The 19,369-nt window shown below is 69.1% G+C and carries 18 protein-coding genes; 9 read left to right on the forward strand and 9 right to left on the reverse strand.

Annotated features, from left to right (window positions below):
• Positions 1–3 precede the first annotated feature (3 nt).
• From ASG71_RS05215 to ASG71_RS05235, 5 genes are all read right to left on the reverse strand, one after another.
• Positions 4–957, reverse strand: coding sequence for a 1,4-dihydroxy-2-naphthoyl-CoA synthase (locus ASG71_RS05215; protein WP_056737638.1), 954 nt, complete (start codon positions 955–957; stop codon positions 4–6).
• Between the two features lie 21 nt (positions 958–978).
• Positions 979–1,419, reverse strand: a complete 441-nt coding sequence (locus ASG71_RS05220) for a VOC family protein (RefSeq protein ID WP_056737639.1) — start codon at positions 1,417–1,419, stop codon at positions 979–981.
• Positions 1,420–1,490: 71 nt separating this feature from the next.
• On the reverse strand, positions 1,491–2,240 hold the full coding sequence (locus ASG71_RS05225; protein ID WP_056737640.1) for a CPBP family intramembrane glutamic endopeptidase: 750 nt from the start codon (positions 2,238–2,240) through the stop codon (positions 1,491–1,493).
• 139 nt (positions 2,241–2,379) lie between these two features.
• A complete protein-coding gene (locus ASG71_RS05230) occupies positions 2,380–4,266 on the reverse strand; it encodes a hypothetical protein (protein WP_056737641.1) in 1,887 nt (628 codons plus the stop codon).
• Positions 4,263–4,697: a hypothetical protein gene (locus ASG71_RS05235; RefSeq protein WP_157366232.1), complete on the reverse strand. Its 435-nt coding sequence runs from the start codon at positions 4,695–4,697 to the stop codon at positions 4,263–4,265. Before ASG71_RS05235 ends, ASG71_RS05230 begins: the two co-directional genes overlap by 4 nt.
• A 395-nt stretch (positions 4,698–5,092) precedes the next feature.
• Between ASG71_RS05235 and ASG71_RS05240 the strand changes: the two genes are divergently transcribed.
• Positions 5,093–6,553, forward strand: a complete 1,461-nt coding sequence (locus tag ASG71_RS05240) for an amino acid permease (RefSeq protein WP_056737643.1) — start codon at positions 5,093–5,095, stop codon at positions 6,551–6,553.
• Positions 6,554–6,667: 114 nt separating this feature from the next.
• Here the strand turns inward: ASG71_RS05240 and ASG71_RS05245 are convergent, their stop codons facing one another.
• Both ASG71_RS05245 and ASG71_RS05250 read right to left on the reverse strand, forming a co-directional pair.
• On the reverse strand, positions 6,668–7,438 hold the full coding sequence (locus ASG71_RS05245) for a dienelactone hydrolase family protein (RefSeq protein ID WP_056737644.1): 771 nt from the start codon (positions 7,436–7,438) through the stop codon (positions 6,668–6,670).
• Between the two features lie 124 nt (positions 7,439–7,562).
• Complete coding sequence (locus tag ASG71_RS05250) at positions 7,563–7,739, reverse strand: CsbD family protein (RefSeq protein WP_056737645.1); 177 nt, start codon at positions 7,737–7,739, stop codon at positions 7,563–7,565.
• 139 nt (positions 7,740–7,878) lie between these two features.
• Here ASG71_RS05250 and ASG71_RS05255 point away from each other — a divergent pair, with 139 nt between their 5' ends.
• From ASG71_RS05255 to ASG71_RS05270, 4 genes are all read left to right on the forward strand, one after another.
• A complete protein-coding gene (locus ASG71_RS05255) occupies positions 7,879–8,541 on the forward strand; it encodes a pentapeptide repeat-containing protein (protein WP_056737646.1) in 663 nt (220 codons plus the stop codon).
• Positions 8,542–8,663: 122 nt separating this feature from the next.
• Complete coding sequence (locus ASG71_RS05260; protein WP_056737647.1) at positions 8,664–9,875, forward strand: thiolase family protein; 1,212 nt, start codon at positions 8,664–8,666, stop codon at positions 9,873–9,875.
• 71 nt (positions 9,876–9,946) lie between these two features.
• Positions 9,947–10,687 carry an enoyl-CoA hydratase/isomerase family protein gene (locus tag ASG71_RS05265; RefSeq protein WP_056738538.1) on the forward strand — a complete coding sequence of 247 codons (741 nt, stop codon included), beginning with the start codon at positions 9,947–9,949 and terminating at the stop codon, positions 10,685–10,687.
• A gap of 2 nt (positions 10,688–10,689) precedes the next feature.
• A complete protein-coding gene (locus ASG71_RS05270) occupies positions 10,690–11,562 on the forward strand; it encodes a 3-hydroxyacyl-CoA dehydrogenase family protein (RefSeq protein WP_056737648.1) in 873 nt (290 codons plus the stop codon).
• Between the two features lie 47 nt (positions 11,563–11,609).
• Here the strand turns inward: ASG71_RS05270 and ASG71_RS05275 are convergent, their stop codons facing one another.
• Positions 11,610–12,050: an SRPBCC family protein gene (locus ASG71_RS05275; protein ID WP_056737649.1), complete on the reverse strand. Its 441-nt coding sequence runs from the start codon at positions 12,048–12,050 to the stop codon at positions 11,610–11,612.
• A gap of 82 nt (positions 12,051–12,132) precedes the next feature.
• Here ASG71_RS05275 and ASG71_RS05280 point away from each other — a divergent pair, with 82 nt between their 5' ends.
• Genes ASG71_RS05280 through ASG71_RS05290 form a run of 3 tightly spaced genes read left to right on the forward strand, consistent with a single transcriptional unit; the run spans position 12,133 to position 15,682 of the window.
• Complete coding sequence (locus ASG71_RS05280; RefSeq protein WP_235563937.1) at positions 12,133–12,756, forward strand: GNAT family N-acetyltransferase; 624 nt, start codon at positions 12,133–12,135, stop codon at positions 12,754–12,756.
• Between the two features lie 46 nt (positions 12,757–12,802).
• Positions 12,803–13,540: a tyrosine-protein phosphatase gene (locus ASG71_RS05285; RefSeq protein WP_056737650.1), complete on the forward strand. Its 738-nt coding sequence runs from the start codon at positions 12,803–12,805 to the stop codon at positions 13,538–13,540.
• 9 nt (positions 13,541–13,549) lie between these two features.
• Positions 13,550–15,682, forward strand: a complete 2,133-nt coding sequence (locus ASG71_RS05290) for a S1 family peptidase (RefSeq protein ID WP_056737651.1) — start codon at positions 13,550–13,552, stop codon at positions 15,680–15,682.
• Positions 15,683–15,834: 152 nt separating this feature from the next.
• On the opposite strand, the gene ASG71_RS05295 is transcribed toward ASG71_RS05290, so the two are convergent.
• A complete protein-coding gene (locus ASG71_RS05295; RefSeq protein ID WP_056737652.1) occupies positions 15,835–17,757 on the reverse strand; it encodes a hypothetical protein in 1,923 nt (640 codons plus the stop codon).
• 317 nt (positions 17,758–18,074) lie between these two features.
• On the opposite strand from ASG71_RS05295, the gene ASG71_RS05300 reads away from it, so the two are divergent.
• Complete coding sequence (locus tag ASG71_RS05300) at positions 18,075–19,367, forward strand: extracellular solute-binding protein (protein ID WP_056737653.1); 1,293 nt, start codon at positions 18,075–18,077, stop codon at positions 19,365–19,367.
• Positions 19,368–19,369 lie beyond the last annotated feature (2 nt).

Raw genomic sequence — 19,369 nt, forward strand, 5'->3', positions numbered from 1 at the left:
GGCCTAGAAGTAGTACGGGAACCGGGACCAGTCCGGGTCCCGTTTTTCCAGGAAGGCTTCCTTGCCCTCCACCGCCTCGTCGGTCATGTAGGCCAGGCGGGTCGCTTCGCCGGCGAACACCTGCTGGCCGGCCAGGCCGTCGTCGGCGAGGTTGAAGGCGAACTTCAGCATCCGGATGGCCTGCGGGGACTGCCGGGCGATGTCCGCCGCGTATTCCAGCGCCACCTCCTCGAGCCGTTCGTGGTCGACGGCCTCGTTCACCGCGCCCATCCGGACCATGTCCTCGGCGGAATATTCGCGGGCCAGGAAGAAGATTTCGCGGGCGGCCTTTTGCCCGATCTGGCGGGCCAGCAGCGCCGAGCCGTAGCCGGCGTCGAAACTGCCCACCGTGGCGTCGGTCTGCTTGAACTTGCCGTGCTGCCGGGACGCGATGGTCAGGTCGGAGACGACGTGCAGCGAATGTCCGCCACCCGCGGCCCAGCCGTTCACGACGGCGATGACCACCTTGGGCATGGTCCGCATCAGCCGCTGGACTTCGAGAATGTGCAGCCGGCCGGCGCGGGCGGGGTCGATCGTCTCCTGGGTTTCCCCGTCCGCATAGCGGTACCCGTCCCGGCCGCGGATCCGCTGGTCGCCGCCGGAGCAGAACGAGTGGCCGCCGTCCTTGGGCGAGGGGCCGTTGCCGGTCAGCAGCACCGTGGCGACGTCAGGGGTCATCCGGGCGTGGTCCATGGCCCGGTAGAGCTCGTCCACGGTGCCGGGCCGGAAGGCGTTGCGCACCTCGGGCCGGTTGAAGGCGATCCGGACGGTGGGCAGGTCCCGGACCACGGTGCCGTCGTCGGAGCGCTCCACCTGCCGGTGGTAGGTCATGTCCTGGAAGTCGTCGAAGCCGGACACGGTGCGCCAGCGGGTGGGGTCAAAGACGTCGGATACCTTGGCGGGGATTTCGTTGCTCACAGACCGAGTCTAGTAATCGGCTTAGCTGATGCAGAACTCGTTGCCCTCCGGGTCAGCCATGGTGTGCCAGGAATGCGGGCCCTCATCGGCGGTCCAGAGGTACGTCGCGCCGCGCGCCTCCAGCGCAGCCCGGGCCTCATCCTTGTCCGCACCGGCCAGGTTCACGTCCCAGTGGACCCGGTTCTTGACGGTCTTCGGCTCCGGGGCGGTCTGGAACAGGATCCTCCGGGTAGCCGGTTTGGCGCCCAGGTCCTCGGGAGGACGGATCGCGGCGCCGGTGCGCCAGACGAGCTTCCCGCGGTGCCGGATGGTTTCGGCGTCCGTCGCGTAGCCCTGCTCGATCATGGAACGGATGAAGTCCTCGTCCTGCGGCTCGACGGCCCAGTCCAGCGTTTCGGCCCACCAGTCGGCGAGGGCGTGCGGGTCGATGCAGTCGACGGCGATCTGGATGTTCAGTGTCATGGGATGAACCTACGACGGCGGCGCCCGCCACGCCAGATCCCGGCCGGAACCGGCGGGCCGCACCTGCGGGGCTACTGCAGCCGGTCGAGGAGTTCCGGCGGCACCGCGTAGATGAACAGGACGGCCAGCAGGTTCTTGGCCGCGTGCACGAAGTAGGAGAACATCAGGTTCCGGCCGGTCCAGACGTAGACGAAGACCAGGGTGGCGCCGATGGCCAGATAAGGCATCAGGACCGGCAGGGTCAGCGCCTCCTGCCCCACGATGTGCAGCGCCGCGAACAGCACCACGGAGAGGACGCAGCACAGCCAGATGTTCAGCCGGCGGCCCAGCTTGCCAATCAGCAGGTGCCGGAAGATGTACTCCTCTACGAAGGGACCCACAAAGACCACCAGGGGCACCATCAGCCACGCCGGGACCTGTTGCATCAGGGCCTGCAGTCCGGCCTGGTTGGCGGAGGTCTGCGGCGGCCCGGTCAGGGCGACCAGGACGGCAGTGAGGATCATCGAGGCTACGACCGCCAGCGGCACCATCGCCAGGGTGAACCAGGGGCGGGTGGCCAGCACCAACAGATCCCGGCGCACGACGTGGCGGGCCGCCGTGAGGGCGAGCAGGCCGGTCGCCCCGTAGAAGGCCAGGTTGACGGCGTAGGCGGCCACCGCGGGATTGGGCGAGAGCTGGAGCAGGACCGGGGCCAGGAGCCCCGCACCGGTGGCGAAGAACGCGGCCACCGCGGTGTAGATGCCGGCGGCGACGAGGTCAAGCCGCGAAAAGGTGTACAGCTCCGGCCGGGGCGCGGGGAGTTGTCGAACAGCGGTGCCCATCCCACCAGCCTAGTCCGCTCACGGCGGCCGCGCTTTCGGGGAGCGGGGCAGCTGCCGAGAGGCGCCGTTGCCCGGAACCGGCTGACGCCCGGGCCGAAGGGGCGCCGGGCGTCAGCCGTGCGTGGTGTGAGCTCCCGGGTCAGCGGAAAAGCGAGCCGTAGGTTCCCATCAGGATGCGGTCGCCCGGGGTGGACTTGCGCAGGTAATCCACCACGGCCCAGTCGTCGAGCGAGATGCAGCCCGCCGTCGGGATCTTCTTCATGTGCAGGAAGATGGCGAAGCCAGCGTCCTGCACAATGTTCGGCCGGTTGTAGTTGATGACAACGCCCTGGCGGTAGTAGCCAAGGCTGGCGAACCACCACATGTTCTCGTCATAGCCCACCCACGAGGAGGACTCGTGGTACTTGTTGTACGTCGGCGTCCAGGGGTTGCCGCCCCAGCGGGAGCGGGGGTTGAGCGTCCGGTAGGGCAGCTTGGTGCCCGGGTTGCCCAGGCCGAACGCCTCCGTCACGGAGAACGAGCCGGTCGGTGAGAACAGGTTCCGGGTGGGACCGGACGGCACTCCCGGCGGCTTGAACCCCGAGGCGCCGACATAGCCGTCGGTCCGCCAGTCCTGCACGTACGTTCCGGCGACGCTCTTGCAATACATGTTGGTGGCGTGGGACTGTCCGTAGCCTCCGGTCCAGGTGATCAGCACCCGGTTCGCGCCGTAGGTGGAGTACTTGGACTGCCCGTTGTTCAGCTTGTGGCACTCGGACATCGGGTAGACCCGGGCCCCGGCCGAACCGGACCACGTAATGTCGCCGCGCTGGTACGACTGGGCGCATGAACCGCCGGAGCAGCGCTCGTTGCTGATCGGATACCCCAGCGAGCCGCCGGGGCCGCCGGCGGCGAGGTATTTGCTGACGATCCCGCGGCCGGCCAACCAGGCGCCGGTGGCGGAGGACCAGTAGACGCTGCCGCCCTGGAAGCGCTGGACGCAACCCTGCGCGGCCTGGCCACACTGCTCATTGGTGAGCGGGAAGCCGAGCATGCTCCGGGTCGCCCCGGCTGCGGTCCAGCGGCTTCCGATGCCGCCACGGATTACGTGCGCACCCGTCGGGCCGGACCAGTAAATGCGGCCGCCCTGGAATTGCTGGACGCACCCGTTGCCCGGCAGGCCGCAGGACTCCTCGCCGGTGGGGTATCCCAGCACGCCGTTCTGCGCCCCGGTGGCCTCCCACTGGCCGCGGATGCCGCCCCAGACCACGTGGCCGCCGACCCCGGGAGCCCAGTAGACCGTGCCCCGTGCGAACTGCTGGTAGCAGCCGGAGGCCTTGAGGCCGCAGCCTTCGGCGGTGACGGGAAGGCCCAGGACGGTTTCGCCGCCGGCGGCCAGCCAGCGGCTGCCGATGCCGCTGCGGGTGGAGAACTCCAGCAGCTTTGCCCCGGACCAGGCCAGGACCCGCCCGGTGGAGAACTTCTGGATCGTTCCGCCAGCCAGTTCGGCCTCGTCCGTGAGCGGGTAGCCGACGGCGGCAAGGCCGCCCTTGGCGTACCACGCCGGTCCGGTCCGGCCGGCGGTCTGCAGCACCGCGTGGGCTCCCGTAGCCGACGTCCAGAAAATGGCGCCGCCCTCGAATTCCTGGCTGCAGAGGCCATCCGCGCAGGCCTGCTCGGCGGTCGGCGCGCCGAGGTCACCCGCGGCACCTTCCAACGCGGCCCACTTGGCCCCGATGGCTCCCGGCACGGCGAACGCGGCCGGTTCCGGCTCGCCCGTCGGTGTCGGGTCCGGGGTGGGAGTCGGGTCCGACGTCGGGGTCAGGTCCTGGGTGGGGGTCTGGGTCGGGTCCTGGGCGGACGTCTGGGTCGGGTCCGGCGTCGGTGTCGGGTCGGCAGCGGGGGACGTCGGTTCCCCGCTCGGGTCTGCCGTCGCTGCCGGGCCGGCGGTCGTGGCCGGTGCGTCCTCAGCGAAGGCGGGCGCGACGGCCAGCGGGCCGGCCGCGAGGCCGAAAACGACGGCCGCGGCAGTCAGGAACTTTTTCATGGGGCATCCTCTACGGAAACTACCGGGTCACACGTTCCGCCGGCGTCTTTGGTCTTGGCGAATTTGGGTGCCGCGATGTCGGCCGACTGGCCTGCCGCGACGGTCTTGGTGATGAGGGTGTGCCCGGCCACCGCCGGGCCCACGGTGACGGCGACCGCCACGGTGAATACTTTGTCCTTGCCGGTGCTGTTGACCAGGGTTCCCGTAAAGGACCACGTTCCGTCGGCGGCCGCGGTGCAGGAATGCTGTTGCAGCGCACCGGGGTCATTCAGCGAGGTGGAGACGTCGGCGGGCTCGGAGCTGGCCGGGGCCGACGGTGCCTGGGATGTGGCCGGGCCCGACGCCGCGGTGCTCTGGGTCCCGGTTTGCTGGTTCGGGGCGGGGCCGCCGCTCGAACATCCTGCGAGTGCCAGCAGCAATACTGCCGGCACTAAGGCTCCGTGTTTCATAGTCTCCCCCCTGACTCATGGCGTCGCTGCCATGGCCTGCAATGCGATAGCAGGCGTCACCGCCGGGCGCTTCCCGGCGGTGTGCTCAGAGTAGTGGATCGGCGGCCGACAATAGACCCTTGACCAGCGCTTTTGCGTAAAAACGTGGTTTTTACTGCGGATTGCGGGTCCGCGGAGGGGGAGCTCGATGTAGCCCGCGTCACGGCCCGGTCCCGAAAGCTAGTAGTATGGACAAGCCGCGCGACGCTGCGATCCGTTCGAAGTTCCGGCCTTTTCCCCTGCCCGCCGCGGCGAACCGGGGACCGCGCCGGACCGGCCCCGAGGGGCCCGGATCCGCCCTGACCGTCCCGGAAAACACCGACCCACAAGGAACAGTTGTGTCACAAAGTACGTCCACCGAAGCTAAGAGCGCGCCGGCGCAACCCGCCGTCGTCGACTCCACCCTCAGTGCCGAGGGCTACAAGAAGTCCCTGAGCGGCCGCCAGGTCACAATGATCGCCATGGGCGGCGCGATCGGCGTCGGCCTCTTCATGGGTGCCGGCGGGCGCCTGGCCTCCACCGGACCCGCGCTGATTTTCTCCTACGCCATCGCCGGCGTCATCGCCTACCTGCTGATGCGGGCCCTGGGCGAACTCATCATGTACCGCCAAACCTCCGGGTCGTTCGTCAGCTACGCGGGCGAGATGTTCGGCCGGAAGGGCGCCTACCTGTCCGGCTGGATGTACTTCATCAACTGGGCCATGACCGGCATCGCCGAGCTGATCGCGATCGGGCTCTACTTCCAGTTCTTCTTCCCCAACGTGCCGGTGGAACTGACGGCGATCGCGGCGCTGCTGCTCCTCGTCGGCGTCAACCTGCTCAGCGTCAAGGCGTTCGGCGAGTTTGAATTCTGGGCCTCCGTGCTCAAGGTCGCGGCCATCCTGATCTTCCTCGCGGTCGGCACCTTCATGGTGGTCACCAACGCCAAGGTCGGCGACGGCCACGCCTCCGTGAGCAACCTCTTCGCGGCCGACGGCGGCATGTTCCCCAAGGGCGCGCTGGTGATGATCCTCGTGCTCAACGCCGTGATCTTCGCCTACAACGCCATCGAACTGGTCGGCATCACCGCCGGCGAAATGGAGGACCCGGCCAAGGAGGTCCCGAAGGCGATCCGCGCCGTCGTGATCCGCATCGTCGTCTTCTACGTCGGCTCCGTGACCCTCCTGGCCATGCTGCTGCCCTCGGACCAGTACAAGGCCGGCACCTCCCCGTTCGTCACCGTCTTCGGCCAGATGGGCCTGCCCTGGATGGGCGACGTGATGAACATGATCGTCATCACCGCGGCGCTGTCCTCCTGCAACTCGGGCCTGTACTCGATCGGCCGGATCTTCCGCACCATGGCCAACAACGGGCACGCCCCGCAGTGGCTGACCCGGATGTCCAAGAACCACGTGCCCTACGCCGCGATCATCGCGATCGGCTCCGTGTACCTCGTGGGTATCCTGCTGAACATCTGGCTGGGCGGCTCGCACGCCTTCGACCTGGCGCTGAACACCGCCTCCATCGGCGTGATCTTCACCTGGGGCTCGATTTTCGCCAGCCAGATCGCGCTGCGCAAGATCAAGGGCAACGCCTCCTCGCTGCCGATGCCCGGTTCGCCGTGGACCAGCTGGGCCGGCCTCGTGGCTCTGCTGGCCATCACCGTGCTGATTGGTTTCGACACCATGACCAGCAAGTCCGGCGAAGTCTTCCACCTGGGCCTCTGGACGCTGGCGACCATCCCGTTCTTCGCAGTGGTGCTCTGGCTCGGCTGGCAGAAGGTCAAGCACAACGAGCCCAAGAGCGAGCTCTACAGCTAAGCGCGAACGTACACTTCGCGCCCCTCGCCAGGCGCGAACGTACACTTGAGGCCCCGGATCCGCAGCGATTCGGGGCCTCAAGTGTACGTTCGCGCGTCTGCCCCGAGCGGGGGTTTAGTTTTTCAAATGCCGGGCGAAATGGTCCTCGATCCGGCGCCAGGCTTCCGGCGCCGACTTCGGGTCCGGGCCGACGCCCATGACCCGAAACAGCGGACGCAACGCGCGCGGCCCGGGCTCGGCGTCGTTCAGGAACGAATGTCCCGCGGTCTCGAATTCCTTGACGTCGTGTTCGACGCCGAGGCCCTCAAGGACGGACGTCAGCCGGGCCGGCGTCCCGCGCAGGCTGCGGTCCTTCGCCCCGTAGTTCGCGACGATCGGGCAGGCACCTGCCAGCGCGGTCTCCGGGTCCTTCGGCAGCCTGCCGTAGTTCACCGCTGCCGCGTCGAAGCCGTCATTGGCCAACAGGAGGGCGAAGCCGCCGCCCATGCAGAAGCCGATGACGCCGATCTTTCCCGTGGTGCGGCCCGAGTCCAGGAGCCACTGCCGGGCCGTCGCGAGGTCGGTGAACGCCCGGCCCTGCCCGGCGGACAGGGAACGCATGGTCGAGACGAGGCAACGCCGGGTCCCGCCGTCGCTAAACAGGTCCACGGCCAAGGTCAGGTAGCCGGCGGCCGCCATCCGCTCCGCGTGCCGGACCGTGATGTCATCCAGGCCGAAGGCTTCGTGGATCATCAGGACCGCGGGGAAGGGCCCCTCGCCGTCGGGCTCCGCCAGGTAGCCGAGCAGCCGGGGCGATCCGCCGGCGGCGATGCTGGCCGCGGTAAGGTCGACGTTGTGCAGATCCGGGTCCGGGGATTGTGTCCCGTCGGCGGCATTCCTGGCCATCTTCGCTCATCTGTCGTACTGCCGGGTCACGCTGAGGTCATGTCCGGACAGTCTCGCACCCGGGCACGAAAAAACGGCGCCGGACATCCCCCAAAGGAAAGTCCGACGCCGTCGAATCTAAGGACTAGTCGCGCTTGAACGTGTCCTTGACGTCTTCGCCGACCTTCTTCGCGTCGGCCACGACCTGGTCCTTCTGGCCCTCGGCCTTCAGGCGGTCATTGTCGGTGGCGTTTCCGGCAGCTTCCTTGGCCTTGCCGCCAAGGTTTTCCGCCTCGTTCTGAATCTTGTCTCCGATACCCATGGTGTGTCCACCTTTCGTTTCCGGTTGAAATTCAACGCAGTTTCACCATAACACGAAGCATGCTTACTAATTCAAGTCCTTTCGGGGTCGATCTTTTTCGCGGCCCTCAGGCCCGGCTCTCCGGGCTAGGCTCGAGGGCATGAATGCCCGGAAAGCCAAGATCGCCCCGCCGCGCCTGACGCCGGTCCGGCCTGCGGGACTGGAGGAGGGCGGTGCCCCGGACTTCCGGCGCGGAGGACGGTACGACGGCGTCCGTTTCCACCGCGCGGACGCGGACGGCCTGGAACTGACCGGCATCACCTTCGCCGACTGCGAGTTCGACGGCGCCTCCTTCAATGGAACCCAGCTGCGCGGTGCGGGTTTCCGGGACTGCATCCTGGCCGAGGTCTACGCGCCGGTGCTCACCGCTGCCCGGGCGGAGCTCCGCGACGTCGAAATCCGGAACGCGCGCTGGGGTTCCGCGGAGCTGCAGGACAGTTCCTGGCAGTCCGTGCGGATCGACGGCGGCAAGCTGGACTTCCTCAATCTCCGCGGCGCCAGGCTGCTGGATGTCCAGATCAGCGACTGCATCATCAACGAACTGGACCTCGGCTCCTGCGCCGCCACCCGGGTGGCGCTGAAGAACTGCACCATCGGCAGTCTGGACGTCAGCGGCGCCCGGCTGCAGGACTTCGACCTGCGCGGCACGGAGTTCCGTTCCATCAGCGGCCTCGGCAGCCTCGCCGGCGCCGTCGTCGACGAGGACCAGCTGGCCTTGCTGGCCCCGCTGCTCGCCGCGCAGCTGGGCATCACCGTCGCCTGACGCGCGGCCGCGTCATGCTGGGCCCCGCGGTTGACCCTCTTGGCCCGCCGTGTAATCTTTATAGAACGAACGGTCGGTAATTTATCTCTGCCGGCCCTGCTCCCTTGGTGAAGGATGTTCTCATGGTCGAGGCTTTTCTTGTTGGCGGTGCCCGCACTCCCGTGGGGCGCTACGGCGGCGCCCTTTCCGCGGTCCGGCCCGACGACCTCGCGGCGCTGGTCGTCCGCGAAGCCGTCGCCCGCGCCGGGGTGGACCCGGACGCCATCGACGAGGTCATCCTCGGCAACGCCAACGGCGCCGGGGAGGAAAACCGCAACGTCGCCAGGATGGCCACCATCCTGGCCGGACTTCCGCTCCACATCCCCGGCATCACCGTCAACCGGCTCTGCGCCTCCGGCCTGAGCGCCATCATCATGGCCAGCCAGATGATCAAGTCCGGCGCAGCTGACATCGTCATTGCCGGCGGCGTCGAATCCATGAGCCGCGCGCCCTGGGTGCAGGAGAAACCGCAGACCGCCTTCGCCAAGCCGGGCCAGATCTTCGACACGTCGATCGGCTGGCGCTTCGCCAACCCGCTGTTCCAGAAGGGCGAGCTCTCCCGGGACGGCAAGATGACCTACTCCATGCCGGAAACAGCCGAGGAGGTCGCCCGGGTCGACGGGATCACCCGTGAGGATGCCGACGCCTTCGCGGTCCGGTCACACGAACGTGCGCTGGACGCGATCGCCGCCGGCCGCTTCGCCGACGAGATCGTTCCCGTGACCGTCAAGACCCGCAAGAGCGAGACTGTCGTCGACACCGACGAAGGACCCCGGGCCGGCACCACCATGGACGTCCTCGCCGGGCTGCGCCCCGTCGTCGCGGGCGGTTCGGTTGTCACCGCCGGCAACTCCTCCACCCTCAACGACGGCGCCTCCGCCATCATCGTCGCCTCCGAAGCCGCGATCCAGAAGCTGGGCCTCACCCCCCGGGCGCGCATCATCGACGGCGCCTCCGCTGGCTGCGAACCCGAAATCATGGGCATCGGCCCGGTCCCGGCCACCCAGAAGGTGCTCGCCCGGACCGGACTCAGCGCCGAGGACCTCGGCGCCGTCGAACTCAACGAAGCCTTCGCCACCCAGTCGCTGGCCAGCATGCGCCGGCTCGGGCTCGACCCGGAGATCGTCAACCGCGACGGCGGCGCGATCTCCCTGGGGCACCCGCTCGGGTCCTCGGGCTCCCGGATCGCGATCACCCTGCTGGGCCGGATGGAGCGTGAGGACGCCAAGATCGGCCTCGCCACCATGTGCATCGGCGTCGGCCAGGGCACGGCCATGCTGCTGGAGCGCGTCTAGTGGCGGCCGGGCAGGGCACCCTGGACGCCGCAGGCTTCGGCACGCTCCTTGTCGAGGAACGTCCGGACCGGATGGTGGTGCGGCTGAACCGGCCGGAGGTCCGCAACGCGATCGACCAGCAGATGGTCGACGAGCTGCACACGGTCTGCGCGTACCTCGAGCAGACACCCAAGGTGCTGATCATCGCCGGGGCTGACGGCGTCTTCGCTTCCGGCGCCGACATCGCCCAGCTGCGCGATCGGCGCCGCGACGATGCGCTGCAGGGCATTAATTCCACTATTTTCGTCCGGATCGCCAAACTGCCGATGCCGGTCATCGCGGCCCTCGACGGCTTCTGCCTCGGCGGCGGCGCGGAGCTGGCCTACGCGGCGGACTTCCGGATCGGCACCCCCGGGGTCCGGATCGGCAACCCCGAGACCGGCCTTGGGATCCTCGCCGCCGCCGGAGCCAGCTGGCGGCTCAAGGAGCTGGTGGGGGAGCCGGTGGCCAAGGACATCCTGCTCGCCGGGGCCGTGCTCCGCGCCGACCGCGCGCTTGCCGTCGGGCTCATCACCGAGATCCACGAACCCGCGCAGCTGCTGGACGGCGCGCACGCGCTGGCGGACCGGATCGCCCAGCAGGACCCCCTCGCGGTGCGGATCACCAAGTCGGTGTTCCACGCCCCCGCGGAAGCGCACCCCCTGATCGACCAGCTTGCCCAGGGCATCCTCTTTGAGTCGCAGGCGAAGTTCGACCGCATGCAGGCCTTCCTGGACAAGAAGTCCCGGAAAGCCGCCACGACCGACCAGGCACCCGACCGGAAGAAGAACTGATCATGAGCAATTCCGTACTGCCCGCGAACCTGCCCGTCTCCGTCGGCGTCCTCGGCGGCGGCCGGATGGGTGCCGGCATCGCCCACGCCTTCCTGATCAACGGCGCACACGTGCTGGTCGTCGAACGCGACGAGGAATCCGCCGAAGCCGCCCGCGAACGGGTCGAGTCGGCGGCCGCCAAGAGCATCGAGCGCGGCGCCGTCGACGGCAACCTTGACGAGATGGTCTCCCGCCTCGCGGTCTCCGTCGACTACGACGACTTCAAGGACCGCGAGCTCGTGCTCGAAGCCGTGCCCGAGGACTGGGACCTGAAGGTGGCCTCGCTGCGCGGCATTGAGGAACGGCTCGGTGCAGACGCCTACCTGGCCTCCAACACCTCCTCGCTTTCGGTCAACGGACTGGCCCGGGAGCTGGAGCGCCCGCAGAACTTCCTGGGACTGCACTTCTTCAACCCGGTCCCGGCGTCGACCCTGATCGAGGTGGTTCTCGGCGAGCAGACCTCTGAAACGCTTGCCGCCTCCGCGCGGGGCTGGGTCGAAGCGCTCGGCAAGACCGCCGTCGTCGTCAACGACGCACCGGGCTTTGCCTCATCGCGGCTGGGCGTCGCGATCGCCCTCGAAGCGATGCGGATGGTCGAGGAGGGGGTGGCCTCCGCCGAAGACATCGACAACGCCATGGTGCTGGGCTACAAGCACCCCACCGGGCCGCTGCGCACCACCGACATCGTCGGCCTTGACGTGCGGCTGGGCATCGCCGAGTACCTGGCCTCCACCCTGGGCGAGCGCTTCGCCCCGCCGCAGATCCTGCGCGACAAGGTGGCCCGCGGCGAGCTGGGCCGCAAGACCGGCAAGGGATTCTTCGACTGGACCGCCTAGCGGCCCCGGGCCGGGGCCGCGGGCCGGCGCCGGGGAACTGAGGCCGGCTAGGACCGGGCGAGCGAGTCGAGCGTCCGCTTCATCCCGTCCATGGCGGGGCCGGCCAGCGAGTTGAAGGCCGGCCGGGCCAGGGGCTCGGCGATCTTGCGCCACCCCTTGAGCGTGAACTCGGCGGTGTAATCCACCTTCGAACCGGTCCCGGCCGGTGCCACCTGGATCGTGTCCACCGAGATCACCGAGGAGTTCTCGCCGCGCAGCGTGATCCGGTCCGCCGTCAACTCCACTACTTCGTAGGTCAGCGCCTGCCGTTTGCCGCGGAATTCAGCCTCGGCGTGGTACCGGTGCCCGACGGCGACCGGCCCGTCGGAGAGCTTCTTCACCACCGGCGTCCCGGGATCCCACTCCGGGGTGTGCTCAAAAGCGGAGAGATAGGCGAAGGCCCGGGCGGGGTCAAGATCGGACTGGATGGTGCCGCGAACTGTGATCATGGGCCCAGCCTACCCAGACCCGCTTCGGCCGACCCGTCCGGTTCCCCGCTGCGCCGACGGGTCCGTGCCCTACGATGGGGCGGTGACTGCTCCTGCCCCGATCGTTCCGGTGACCCTGGCCGGCACCTACGTTCGCCTTGAACCGCTCAGCCACGACCACCACGACGGACTGGTCGAGGCCGTCCGCGACGGCGAACTGTGGCAGCTCTGGTACACGTCCGTCCCCGCCCCGGACCAGATGGCCGCCGAGATCGACCGCCGCCTCGCCCTGCAGGAGAGCGGAAGCATGCTGCCGTTCACCACGCGGCTGCTCGACCGGGCCACGGGCGGCCCGGGCCGGATCATCGGGATGACTTCCTACATGAACATCGATGCGGCGACACCGCGGGTGGAGATCGGCTCCACCTGGAACGCGGCCTCCGCCCACGGCAGCGGCAGTAACCCGGATTCGAAGCTGCTCTTGCTGCGCCACGCCTTTGAAACGCTCGGCTGCCCCGCCGTCGAATTCCGGACGCACTGGCTCAACCACCAATCCCGGGAGGCGATCGCCCGGCTGGGCGCCAAACAGGACGGTGTGCTCCGCAGCCACACGCGCAGCAGCGACGGCGCCCTGCGCGACACCGTGGTGTTCTCCATCCTCGCCCAGGAGTGGCCGATGGTCCGCAACGGCCTCGAGGCCAGGCTGGCCAGGCCGCGGCCGGCGTAATACCACACCGGTGGCACCCCGCCGGGGCGTGTGCTTAGCTGGCCAAATGACGATTCCCGCCACAGGCCGGCCCAGCCGGGCCGCGTCCGCGCCGGTCGAGGCCGTGAGCTGGGACGGCGCCGTCAATGCGTGGCGCATCGCCGGGTCGGTGTACCGGATGGGACGCCGGGAATGGCTCACCGAAGTTGGCTGGCAGCAGGCCCACGACGACGGCATCCGGACCGTCATCGACCTGCGCAATCCCGAGGAGATCCGCCGCCGCGACACCGACCCGGTGGTGCGGGACGGGATCCTGGCCGGGTTCGACGTCGTCCACGCCCCCACCGAGGACCCGGCCAACGCCGAGTTCCGTAGACTCTGCGTCCCGTACCTGAACGACCCAGCCTGCTATCCGGACAACGCCAGGCTCTTCCCCGGCAGGCTCGCCCGGGTCTTCAAGGCGCTGGCTGCCGCCCGCGGAAGCGTGGTGATCCACTGCTCGGCCGGGCGCGACCGCAGCGGGATGATCGCAGCCATGCTGCAGGACCTTGCGGGCGCCGGCGAGGACGCGATCGCGCTGGCCTACGGGCACGCCATGCGGGGGATCAACGAACACCACCGGCTCTCCGGGATCCCGCACCCGCATGAGCGGTACCTCCCCGAAACGCAGCTCGCGCCGCTGGTCGAGCAGCGCCAGGAGAGCCTCCTGCGCTTCCTCCGCCAACTCGGAACCGCCGAGTTCCTGGGGCACAATGGCGTAACGGTCCAGGAGCTGGCAGCCATCCGGAGCAGGCTCGGACGTTAGAGTAACCGGGTGAAGACTCCCACCTACCGGCCGGTGCTGCGCGCCCTCGCCGCGGCCGCCGTCGCGATCGCGGGATCCTCGCTGGCGGTCCCTGCCCTGGCCCAGGACACCGCAGATCCCGCTGCCACCACCGCCACAGCGGCTCCCGCTGAAACGGGCATCAGCGACGCCGGCCTGGCCGACGCGATCCGCCGCGACCTTGGCATGACCCTGGAGCAGTTCAACGCCGCGGGCGCCCAGGCCAAGCGGGCCGCCGACGCCGTTCCGGGCCTGCGCGAGCTCCCCGGCTACGTCGGGATCCGGCTGAAGGACGGGAAAACCGTCGTCGAAGGCGCCGGTGCCGACCTCCAGGCCCGGATCGCCGAACTCAACCAGGCCGGCCCGGACGAATTCACCCTGCAGGCTCCCACGCCCGTTTCCGCCGTTGCTGACGGGGGGACAGCGGGGCTCGTCGCAGGGAGCGCCGACCAACTCTTCGAAGCCTACGTCCGCGACGTCGGGCCCGAGGGACTCCAGGCGGTGGCCTTCGTCGACGGCCACTTCATCATCCGCACCGGCGGGATCAACAGCCCTGAGGACTCGACGGCGGACAGCGCCGGCAACGCCGCGGCAACCGCGCAGCAACTTCCCGGCAAGGTCTCGCCGGCGGACTTCGTCGCCCGCTACGCCAACGTCGCCCTGGAAAAAGGCGCGCCGATCAGGACCGAAGATGACTACTTCGGCGGCCAGGGCTTCGTGATCGACAATATGGCCATCTGCTCCGCGGGCTTTGGCGGCTTTGACGCCGCCGGGCTCCCGCTGGTCCTGACGGCGGGCCACTGCGCGGAAGACGGACGGGCAGTCCGCGCCGACGTCGAGCCCGGCACCGCGGCGCCGGCCGGCGGGGCGACCACCGCCCGGCCGACAGTGCCGGACCTGCTGGGCACGTTCGGTTTCAGCCAGTTCGGCGGCCCGGGAAACTCTCCCATCACCGGCTCCGAGGACAGCCCCGGCAACGTTGGCACGGACATCGCCGTGATTAAGGGCCTGAGGACAGGCCTGACGATGCAGCCGTCAGCAACCCGATGGGACAGCCCCGCAGCCCCGGGCCGGACCTCGGTGAAGATCATCGGCACTGCCGCGCCCTACCAGGGGCAGTCCGTTTGCCGCTCCGGCCGCACCGAGGGCTGGTCCTGCGGCGAGGTGGCCGAGACCGGCATCTACGTCGCAGCCGGCAGCCCCACGCCCGGGACCGCCTGCACCGACGCCGGGGGAGTGCCCCTGGAACCGTGCACCCTCCGGGCCTTCAAGGGGTTCCTCTCCTACAACGTGCAGTCCAGCGGCGGCGACTCCGGCGGGCCCTGGATCAGCGGAAACTACGCCGTGGGCACGCATTCAGCAGGCGAACCCGCCCGCGCCGCGCGGAACTTCGCCATCGCCACCACCCTCCAGGACGCCCTCCGCAGCATCCCCGGCGGCGTCGAACTGCAGGTCTTCCTGAACAAACCCAGCCTCGCCGCCAAAGGCGCGGCAGCCGCCGCAGCCCCGGGCAACCTGGTCCGGGGACATGTCGCCGCCGCTCCCGCCTCGGCCGTCGCCGCCGGTTCCAAGGTGCGCCTGGTGCGCGACAAGGGCGAGCCGGTGGAGGTACCGGTGGACGCGGACGGAAACTGGTCCTTCGCCGCCCCGGCGAGGGCGGGCGCATTCCGCTACAGCGCCGAAACGGTCAACGGCCACAGCAGGTCCGGCGCGCTGGACTTCACCCTCCGGGTCGAAGCGGGGGCCGGGGCCGCCGCCGCGGAACTGCCCGCACCGGCTGCCCGTCCCGCAGCTGGCGCGCCCGCCCTGGCCCCGGCGCCGCGCCCCGACTCTGTTGCGCCGGCCGTGCCGGTCATGCCGGCGGGCCAGGCGCCCGCCGCACCCCCGGCTGCACCCGCCGCACCCCCGGCGCCCACCGCTCCGGCCGCGGCCGCCGCACCCGTCCGGGGCTCCACGGAGGCCTCAAACCCCGCCGACGCCGGCCGGACCCCGTCCGCGGGGCAGCAGCCCGGTACGGCGGCCGGGTCATTCCTGCCGCTGGCAGGCCTCGCCGGCGGCGCGGTACTGCTGGGCGCCGGCGTCCTCGTCGGCGCCCACCTCAACCGCCGCCGCGGTGTCCGCTAGCTGACCCGGCCGGCACCGTCCGGCGCGAAGATTGGCACCTGCGGGAGACGAGACGAATGCATGAGAAAGGCCGGCTGCTGACAGCAGCCGGCCTTTCTCTTTGTCTCAGGGGTCCGGCGGACGGGCCCCAAGGGCGCCTGTCGGCCGGAGAATCAGCCGAAGTCGGCGACGTAGCTGGGCTTGCCTACGGCGTCGGTTGAGACCGGCGCCCCGGTGTCATTGATGACGTGGTCCAGCGTCCCTGCGCCCAGGTTCACGGTCAGCAGGCTGTGCAGCTTGACGCCGGGTGTGACCGGTACTTCAAACCCGCGGGTGGCGTGGATGGAGGGATTCACGTTGTTGTAGACGTAGCTCCCGCCGCCCCACAGCTCGTGGGTCTTGACCGAATCGGCCACCTTGTAGCCGGCCCAGCCCAGGACGCCGTCGTGCTGCCAGGCGGCCTGGTCCGGGGCGTCGTAGGGCAGTTCGTTCTGGAAGAAAACGGTCCTGCCCCGTTCGCCGTTCCAGATCACGTTGTACTGCTGGTAGTGCTCGACGAACAGACCGGTAGCGGTGACGTCGTCGCCGTTGATGATGACGCCGTTCTGCCCGGTGTTGGTGGTCCAGCCGACGCCGTTGCCGTGGTCGGCCCGCCAGGCCCAGATGTGATCGAGGAGGACGTCGTCGCTGTTCACCTCAAGGCTCACGGTGGCCTTGCCGACGTGCGGGCCGCCGATCCGGAAGAACACATCGTGGAGCGTGGTGGGGTTGGCGGGGTCGCTCCAGCCGTTGTGGGCCCGGGCGCTGCCCTTCGCGGCCCGCTGGGTGCCGACGCGCATCAGCGCCGGTGAGTTCGTCTCGCCGGCGTCCACGGTGACGGCGGCGATGTCGACGCCGGGGACGTCCGCGACCGTCACCGGCACGGCACCATCCACGGCGGTGAGCGTGGCCATGCCGAGCCCGAGGACGACCGTGTTGGCGCGCTTGACGTCGATGCTGCGGTCGATGTCGTAGACGCCCGGGGTCAGCAGCAGGTTCTTGCCGCGGGCCAGTTGGGCATTGATGGCCTGCACCGAATCGGAGGGCCGGGCGACGAAGAAGTCGGACAGCGGAATGCTGCGGCCCGCCGTCGGACCGTTCTCCCAGGTGGTTCCGGCGGACTCCTTGCGCACCGCGGGAACGAACACGGCGTACCCGCCGGCCGCATCCAGGGTCAGGTAGGGCTTTTCGCGGCTGACCGGGGTGCTCGCCAGGGTGGTGTACGGCGGGTCCGGGAACGACTGGGCGGGGGCGCCGTTCACCCCGGAGAAGACCTGGTTCCAGACCCCGTTGGACCAGCTGCCGATGCTGCTGTCTCGGACCAGGTACTGCTGCTGCGAGCCGTTGATGACGGTGCCGGTTTTGGAGTCGGAAATGAACCCGCCGCTGGCGTACTGCGGGCCGGCGGTGCAGTAGTCCATCAAGGAAAGGTTGCCGCCGGTGACGTTGACCCGCCGCATCGGTGAAGCCTGCGACGCGGCCCAGAAGTTGGCCGAGCTGCGGCACCCGTCAAGCCCGGTGACATTGATGGTGAGGTTGGAGACGGAGCGCCAGAAGTTGTTCAGGGCAATGCAGTTATCCGCGCTCAGGCACCGGTTGTAGGCGTCCACGTGGCCGTTGATCGTCACGTCTGTGGGCGAGGCGCCCAGGCCCGCCACCTCGGTCGAATAGCCCACCTGGATGATCAGGGGTGTTTCCGCGCTGCCGTACGTGCCGGGCTTGAACAGCAGCGAGTAGCGGTTGGTGCCCATCTCGTCGTCGACCTGCCGCGCCGCAATAGCGTCCACCTCGGCCTGGATGTCGGCCACGGACATGCCGGGATCGAAGATGCGCACGTTGGGGCCGAAATCGGGGGCCGGTGAGGGGGCGGTCTTGGCCGGGATCATCGCCGACGGAGCCGCAGCGGGCGCGGCGTTGGCAGCGGGGGCGGCGACGGCGCCCAGCACGCCGAGCGCCACGGCCACCGCGCCGGCCAGCAGCCGTCCCTGGTGGTGCGTTGGCGCCCGGAACGGCGTCGGATGGTCCGCGCGGCGGCGGTGGAGGTGGGCTAGCGGCATCGCTTGTCCTGCTCTCTGGAGGTGCGGATGTTGCATGGCGGGGGGAGGGGGAGGGTAAAGGGAAGAAGGGGAATGAAGGGAAATGGGGCGCCCGGCGCCGTAAAAGCGGAAGTGTGGGAGCGCTCCCGCCGGGAAGCCTAACACCGCACTCCGGGGCGGGCAAGGGTACCCGGCCGGGCGGGGAACCCGCCTTGACAAGCGCTTGTGATGTGCGACACCATGCTCGTGAGAGCGCTCCCATGCAGCTTTGGGAGCGCTCCCAATCTGGGCGCCTCGCCCCGCACCTTCGTGCCCCATCCCGACAAAGGAGTCCCTGCGTGAAATTCCCCAGCAAGCTTGCCGCCCTGTCGGCGTCGGCTGCCTGCCTCACCCTTGCCCTGAGCGCCTGCGGAGCAGACGCCCCCAAAGCCGCGGCGCCCACCGGCGAGACCGGAAAGGAGCCCGTGACCCTCACCCTCGCCACCTTCAACGAGTTCGGGTACGAGAGCCTGCTCAAGGAGTACGAATCGCTCAACCCGAACGTCAAGATCCAGCACAAGAAGGCCGCCACCACTAACGAGGCGCGCGACAACCTCACCACCCGGCTGGCGGCAGGATCCGGCTGGTCGGACATCGAGGCCATTGAGGTGGACTGGCTGTCCGAGCTCAAGCAGTACCCCGACCAGTTCGTGGACCTCAAGGATCCCGCCGTCGAGGGCCGCTGGCTGGACTGGAAGACCGAGGCGGCAACCACCCAGGACGGCCACCTGATCGGCTACGGCACCGACTCCGGTCCCGAGGCTGTCTGCTACAACTCCTCGCTGCTCAAAGCCGCGGGGATGCCCACGGACCGCGAATCCGTCGCCGCGATGCTCGGCACCACCTGGGACAGCTACTTCGACGCCGGCAAGAAGTTCGTTGCCGCAAAGACCGGGGCTGCCTGGTTCGATTCCGCCGGGGCCATCTACCAGGGCATGAGCAACCAGCTGGAGAAGGCCTACGAGAACGAAGACGGCACCGTCATCGCCGCCGAAAACCCTGCGGTGAAGGAGACCTACACCAAGGTCCTCAACGCCTCGACGAAGGACAACCTGTCGGCGCACCTAGGCCAGTGGAGCAACGACTGGGTCGCCGGTTTCCAGTCCCAGAAGTTCGCCACCACCCTCTGCCCGGGCTGGATGCTGGGCGTGATCGAGGGCAATGCCACCGGCGTCAAGGGCTGGGACGTCGCCAACGTCTTCCCGGGCGGCGGCGGAAACTGGGGCGGTTCGTACCTGACCGTGCCGGCACAGGGCAAGCACCAGGCCGAAGCCAAAAAGCTCGCCGCCTGGCTGACCGCCCCCGAACAGCAGATCAAGGCGTTCAAGGCCAAGGGCACGTTCCCAAGCCAGGTCGAGGCGCTCGACAGCGAGGCACTGCTGGGCCAGACGAACAAGTTCTTCAACAACGCCCCCACCGGAAAGATCTTCGCCGAACGGGCCAAGGCCGTGGGCGCCACCCCGTTCAAGGGACCGAAGTTCTTCGCCATCAACGACGCCATGCAGCAGGCCCTCACCCGCGTGGACGTGGACAAGAAGGACGACGCCGAGTCCTCCTGGGCGAAGTTCCTCACCGCCGTGAAGTCCCTGTAAGT

The sequence above is a fragment of the Arthrobacter sp. Soil763 genome (assembly GCF_001428365.1).
Taxonomy (GTDB): domain Bacteria; phylum Actinomycetota; class Actinomycetes; order Actinomycetales; family Micrococcaceae; genus Arthrobacter.